At 68.6% G+C, this 6071-nt stretch carries 4 protein-coding genes and 3 pseudogenes; 2 read left to right on the forward strand and 5 right to left on the reverse strand.

The window, feature by feature from the left end:
• Nucleotides 1-297: 297 nt before the first annotated feature.
• The 5 genes and pseudogenes from ACTT8P_RS37680 to ACTT8P_RS37700 form a co-directional block, all read right to left on the reverse strand.
• Entirely contained in the window at nt 298-1983 is a 1686-nt protein-coding gene (locus ACTT8P_RS37680) for a ribonuclease J (RefSeq protein WP_442836304.1), read from the reverse strand.
• Between the two features lie 173 nt (nt 1984-2156).
• A complete protein-coding gene (gene dapA / locus ACTT8P_RS37685) occupies nt 2157-3056 on the reverse strand; it encodes a 4-hydroxy-tetrahydrodipicolinate synthase (RefSeq protein ID WP_442836305.1) in 900 nt (299 codons plus the stop codon).
• 212 nt (nt 3057-3268) lie between these two features.
• A pseudogene (gene thyX / locus ACTT8P_RS37690) lies at nt 3269-3718 on the reverse strand (FAD-dependent thymidylate synthase); the annotation flags it as partial.
• Nucleotides 3719-3721: 3 nt separating this feature from the next.
• Nucleotides 3722-4648 (reverse strand): annotated as a pseudogene (locus ACTT8P_RS37695) (HNH endonuclease); the annotation flags it as partial.
• Nucleotides 4628-4918, reverse strand: a pseudogene (locus tag ACTT8P_RS37700) (FAD-dependent thymidylate synthase); the annotation flags it as partial. The pseudogenes ACTT8P_RS37695 and ACTT8P_RS37700, both read right to left, overlap by 21 nt.
• Nucleotides 4919-5103: 185 nt before the next feature.
• Here ACTT8P_RS37700 and ACTT8P_RS37705 point away from each other — a divergent pair.
• Together ACTT8P_RS37705 and ACTT8P_RS37710 are read left to right on the forward strand one after the other, a co-directional pair.
• Nucleotides 5104-5343, forward strand: coding sequence for a hypothetical protein (locus ACTT8P_RS37705; RefSeq protein WP_442836306.1), 240 nt, complete (start codon nt 5104-5106; stop codon nt 5341-5343).
• A 111-nt stretch (nt 5344-5454) separates the two neighbouring features.
• The gene (locus ACTT8P_RS37710; RefSeq protein ID WP_442836307.1) at nt 5455-6012 is read left to right on the forward strand and encodes a hypothetical protein; all 558 of its coding nucleotides are present in this window, start codon (nt 5455-5457) and stop codon (nt 6010-6012) included.
• Nucleotides 6013-6071: the final 59 nt, after the last annotated feature.

The raw sequence follows: 6071 nt of genomic DNA on the forward strand, positions 1-6071 counted from the left end.
TTCTCAAGGAACGGACGCTTCCTTTGTACTCACCCGAGAGACTCTCTCAGGCTTTCCTCCGGGCGCTTCCCTTCGGTCTTGCTGTCTTGCGTTTCCGACTCTATCAGATCTTTTCGATCCGATTTCCTCGGTGCTTTCCAGGTTTCCGCTTCCGCGTTTCCCTTTCCGGCGGTTCCGACTTTATCAGAAGTTCTGAGTCGGAATTCCCGCTCCCGGGGCTCCGGACCGTGAGTTGGTCGGGTGCCCGCCTGAGCGGAGTTGTAAACGTACTGGAGCGGACCGAGGTCCGACGGTCCGTCAGACCTCCACCACCACGGGCAGGATCATCGGGCGGCGCCGGTAGGTGTCCGAGACCCACTTGCCCAGGGTGCGGCGGATCAGCTGCTGGAGCTGGTGCGCCTCGACGACGCCGTCCTGGGCCGAGCGCTCCAGGGCCTCGACGACCTTGGGCAGCACCACGGCGAACGCCGAGTCCTCGATGCCCGAGCCGCGGGCCTGGACGTGCGGCCCGCCGGTGATCTTCCCGGTGGACGAGTCCATCACGACGAAGACCGAGATGATGCCCTCGTCACCGAGGATCCGGCGGTCCTTGAGGGCCGGCTCGCCCACGTCACCGACGGAGAGTCCGTCGACGTAGACGTATCCCGCCTGGACCTTGCCGGAGATCTTCGCCTTGCCCTCGATCAGGTCGACGGCGACGCCGTCCTCGGCGATGACGATGTGGTCGTGCGGGACGCCGGTCAGGGCGCCCAGTTCGGCGTTGGCGCGCAGGTGGCGCCATTCGCCGTGGACCGGCATCAGGTTCTTCGGGCGGCAGATGTTGTAGAAGTACAGCAGTTCGCCGGCCGAGGCGTGGCCCGAGACGTGGACCTTGGCGTTGCCCTTGTGGACGACGTTGGCCCCCCAGCGGGTCAGGCCGTTGATCACGCGGTAGACCGCGTTCTCGTTGCCCGGGATGAGGGACGAGGCCAGGATGACCGTGTCGCCCTGGACGATGCGGATCTGGTGGTCGCGGTTGGCCATGCGGGACAGCGCGGCCATCGGCTCGCCCTGGGAGCCCGTGCAGACCAGGACCACCTCGTGGTCCGGGAGGTCGTCGAGGGTCTTGACGTCCACCACCAGGCCCGGCGGGACCTTCAGATAGCCGAGGTCGCGGGCGATGCCCATGTTGCGGACCATCGAGCGGCCGACGAAGGCGACCCGCCGGCCGTACTCGTGGGCCGCGTCCAGGATCTGCTGGATGCGGTGGACGTGGCTGGCGAAGCTGGCCACGATGATCCGCTTGCGGGCGTTGGCGAAGACCGTGCGCAGGACGTTGGAGATGTCCTTCTCGGGCGGGACGAAGCCCGGGACCTCGGCGTTCGTGGAGTCGGAGAGGAGGAGGTCGATGCCCTCTTCGCTCAGCCGCGCGAACGCGTGCAGGTCGGTGAGCCGGCCGTCCAGCGGGAGCTGGTCCATCTTGAAGTCGCCGGTGTGCACCGCCATGCCCGCGGGGGTGCGGATGGCGACGGCCAGCGCGTCGGGGATGGAGTGGTTGACGGCGACGAACTCGCAGTCGAAGGGGCCGATGCGCTCCCGGTGTCCCTCCGCCACCTGCAAGGTGTAGGGGCGGATGCGGTGCTCCTGGAGCTTGGCCTCGATCAGGGCCAGGGTCAGCTTGGAGCCGATGAGCGGGATGTCCGGCTTCTCGCGGAGGAGATAGGGGACGCCGCCGATGTGGTCCTCGTGGCCGTGGGTGAGGACGATGCCCTCGATGTCGTCGAGACGGTCCCGGATCGACGAGAAGTCCGGCAGGATCAGGTCGATTCCGGGCTGCTCCTCCTCGGGGAAGAGCACTCCGCAGTCGACGATCAGCAGGCGGCCGCCGTACTCGAAGACCGTCATGTTGCGGCCGATCTCGCCGAGACCGCCCAGTGGTGTGACGCGCAGGCCGCCCTTGGCGAGCGGCGGCGGGGTGCCCAGTTCAGGGTGCGGATGACTCAAAAGACTCTCCTCACCACACGCGCCACGTACCGGTGGGGCACGTGGCGCGCGTGTCGTTCGTGCAGATGTGATGTGTGTGGGGCGCAGGCACCGGTGGCCTGCTTATTCAGTTGTCGGGTCCAGTGGAGCGGTGCATCGGTGCCGCGGTGCTGCTGGTCTTGCGAAGTCTGTTGTCAGAGCTGTACCCCGCCGGCGGCAAGATCGATCTTGAGCTGCTCGGTCTCTTCGGGCGTCAGCTCGACCATGGGCGCGCGCAGCGGTCCGGCGGGCAGGCCCAGCAGGGCGAGCGCGGCCTTGCTGGTCATCACGCCCTGGGTGCGGAACATGCCGGTGAAGACGGGGAGCAGCTTCTGGTGGATCTCCAGCGCCTTCTGCACGTCGCCCGCGACGTAGGCCTCGACCAGGGAGCGCAGCTCGGGGGTGACGACGTGGCCGACGACCGAGACGAAGCCGACCGCGCCCACCGAGAGCAGCGGCAGGTTCAGCATGTCGTCGCCGGAGTACCAGGCGAGACCGGACTGCGCGATGGTCCAGCCGGCCCGGCCGAGGTCGCCCTTGGCGTCCTTGTTGGCGACGATCCTCGGGTGCTCGGCGAGCCGGACGATGGTCTCCGTGTTGATCGGGACGCCGCTGCGGCCGGGGATGTCGTAGAGCATGACCGGCAGCTCGGCGGCGTCGGCGACCGCCTTGAAGTGCTGGTAGAGCCCCTCCTGCGGGGGCTTGTTGTAGTACGGGGTGACGACGAGCAGGCCCGTGGCGCCGGCCTTCTCGGCGGCGCGGGTCAGCTCGACGCTGTGCCGGGTGTCGTTGGTGCCGACCCCGGCGACGACGTGGGCGCGGTCGCCGACCGCCGCCACGACGGCCCGTACCAGCTCCGCCTTCTCCGCATCGCTGGTGGTGGGGGACTCGCCCGTGGTGCCGTTGATGACCAGGCCGTCGTTGCCTGCGTCCACCAGGTGGGCGGCGAGCCGCTGCGCGCCGTCGAGGTCGAGTGCGCCGTCCGCCGTGAAGGGCGTGACCATGGCGGTGAGGACCCGCCCGAAGGGGATCTGCGGAGTGGAGGTCGGAGCCATGGGTTACACGCTACTCGTTGCTCGGAGCGGGGTCTTCCCTCGGGGGAGGCGGCACCGGGGGGACGGAGGCGGAGCCCGGCACTGCCTGCTCGGGGGTTCAAGCAGTGCCGGGTCCGTTTGTTCAGGCTAAGTGAACTTCATGAAATGCCGCAATACGGACACCTCGTGCGGCTGATCGCACATGCGTGCCCGCCTGCGCGGCGCGCGGTGCGTTACGGGGCCACCCGGCCGTTGGCGTTGAAGGCCGCGTGGGTCAGCGGCATCAGCCGGGACCACTCGGCCTCCATCTTCTCGCCGACCATCTCGATCTCCCGCTGCGGGAAGGACGGCACCTTGGCCAGCTCGTGCTGGGTGCGCAGGCCGAGGAAGTGCATCAGCGAGCGGGCGTTGCAGGTGGCGTACATCGAGGAGTACAGGCCGACGGGGAGCACCGCGCGGGCGACCTCGCGGGCCACGCCGGCGGCGAGCATCTCCTGATAGCGCTCATACGCCTGGATGTAGGACTGCTCCGTGGCACGTCTCACGATCGCCTGCTGCGCCTCCGTACCGGCCACGAACTCGTACTTGCCCGGACGTCCCTGCTGAACAAGCTTGCGCTCCTCTCCCGGCACGTAGAAGACCGGCTGAAGTTCCCGGTACCGGCCCGATTCCTCGTTGTAGGAGTTGTGAACGATGACGCCGTTGGCCAGGAAGTTGTGCCACGGACCCTCGACCGTGAGGTCGTACGTCATCTCCTCGCCGTCCTCTTCGACGGACACGACCGGGTCGGGCACAGCCACGGCGACCTTGCCGCCACGGCGTGCGAGCTTCTGCTCTTCCGCGCTCTTGGCCGCATGGCAGGGTCGGCAGGCGGGTGCCAGGTTGCGCTCGTCAAGTGCGCGGGTGAGGTCTTCGGCCACCGGAACGACGTGATCGAGCGCGAGCTGCTCACGTGGGAAAGGCGTCCCGCAGAGGTGGCAGAGGTCGCTCTCCTTGATCAGACGGTCGCGCTGCATCGAGGTCCACACGCCCACTCCGCGCCGGAGGCTCGGCGGGACGAGCCTTTCGGACGGCCGAGGCGCGGTACCCGCGGCCATGACCGCGTCTCCCACCGCCAGCTCCCCTGCCTTGCGCCAGCCGTCCGGGGTGAACACCGCGTGGTCGACGGTGCAGCGCAGGACCTTGCCGCCAGCAGTAGTGATCTTGATGAGCTGTTTGACGCCCGACTGGATGACGTCGAGGATCTGGGCTCGCTGGGCGGTCAGCGTTTCCTCGTCGTAGCAACGGACATGGTTGCGGTGTACCGATTCCAGTTTGCGCAGCCGGGTCGAGGGATGCTGTTCCCGGAATTCCGCCACGGTGGAGTCGGCGGCTTCCCGGCTGTCGTACAGCCCCAGATAATGGTTGGTCTGCCCGCGGCGGACCTGCGCCATCCACTTCTGCGCACGCGCGTGCCAGGTGACCCCGCCCGCCGAATGCGGCAACCGGTCCTCGACGCCCAGGTGCCACAGCTTGTACAGCTCAGCGATCGAGCGGCGCCGGAGGTTGCCCGCCTCGCTTACCAGCGTGACCTGTGTGTCACCGGCCAGGCACCAACCCACCCGGTGCCGCATGAACTCGCGGAAGACGAAGATCGGGGCGCTGATGAAGAAGGTCATCGAGTTGTGCTCGAAGGGGCTGCCGTGCCGGTCCCGCATCAGGTAGTTGATCAGGCCCTTGGAGCGCTCCGGGTCCTTGTTCAGCTCGTCCAGGGACTGCTCCCCGACCGTCGAGACCCGGGCGGCGAACAGCACGTCGGCGTCGGAGGCGGTGTGTTTCACCAGCTCGACGGTGATGTCGCTGCGCAACTCGATCTTGAAGTCGTCTTCGGGCGTGTCGGTCACGGTGTGCAGGGCCTTCCCGTCTCGTCGGATTGCGCACGCCACTCTACGGCGCCCCTAAGAGGGCGTTAAACAGGGCGTTCACTGCCGGGCCGCTATGAAGTCGGTGAAACCGGGCACCTTCGGCAGTGTTCGTTCGTCTGTACAGGTGTGTACACGTGAAAGAGCTCTTGAAGGGAGACGTCCACATGATTGGCCGGCGTGAACCCGTCCCGTTCGCCTTCGTCGCCGAGGCCGACAGGTTCCGCAGCAATGTCGCGCCCCCGCCCCGTGAGCGCGCGTCGTTCGGCCAGCTGGCCGGGCGCTGGCTGCTGGGGCTGACCATAGTCGCGGGACTGGTGGGTGCCCTGGTGATCGGGATGCCCGCGCTGTCCCTCGACCACTCCACGCAGCAGACCCAGCAGTCACAGGCGTCCGAGGGGCGCTGAGCCGTCCCGGGCCGGCGATGGCTCCATCCCGGCCCCGATGGTGGTGACCGGGGACACAGGTCGATAACCTCACCGGGCACAGCCCACGCATGGAGCGAGTGAGGACCAGCCGTGCCCCTGACCTTCCTGACGGCCGACCGCGCCTTCGACACGGCCGACGACGTCGCGCTGCCGTACGACGACCGGGACCGGTGGCGGCGGCCCTACCGCCCCGGCCCCTGGCGGGTCGGCGCGTCCGCGCTGATGCTGCTGCTGGCGTCGTTCGTGCTGTTCGCGGCCGTGGCCATCGCCGCGACCGGGACCGCCGCCTCGGCCGGTGCCGTCTTCGCGTTCGCCCTGGTCGTCATCGGGTGCGCGCTGCGGCTGCTGCGCATGGGCGTGTGGGTCAGCGCGCGGGGTGTGCGCCAGGTCGGTTTCCTGGTCAGCCGGACGGTGCCGTGGGAGCAGGTCGTGGAGGTGCGGACGGTGCAGCAGCCGGTGCGCTGGCTCGGGCTGCCGCGGACGGTGCAGGGGCAGGCGCTGGTCCTCCAGCGCCGGGGGCGGGGTGCCGGTGAGTCTCTGCCGCCGCTGCTGACCTCGCACAACGCGGACTTCCTCGCCCGGTCGGACGGGTTCGACCGGGCCGCCGACGCCGTGGAGGCGTGGGGGGCCGAGTACCGGATCGGCTGAATACTGGCTCGGCTGAGCGGCGTATGACGTGCCGGTGGCCCGGTTCCCGTGGGTACGGG

Source organism: Streptomyces sp. JW3 (genome assembly GCF_052216785.1).
GTDB lineage: Bacteria > Actinomycetota > Actinomycetes > Streptomycetales > Streptomycetaceae > Streptomyces.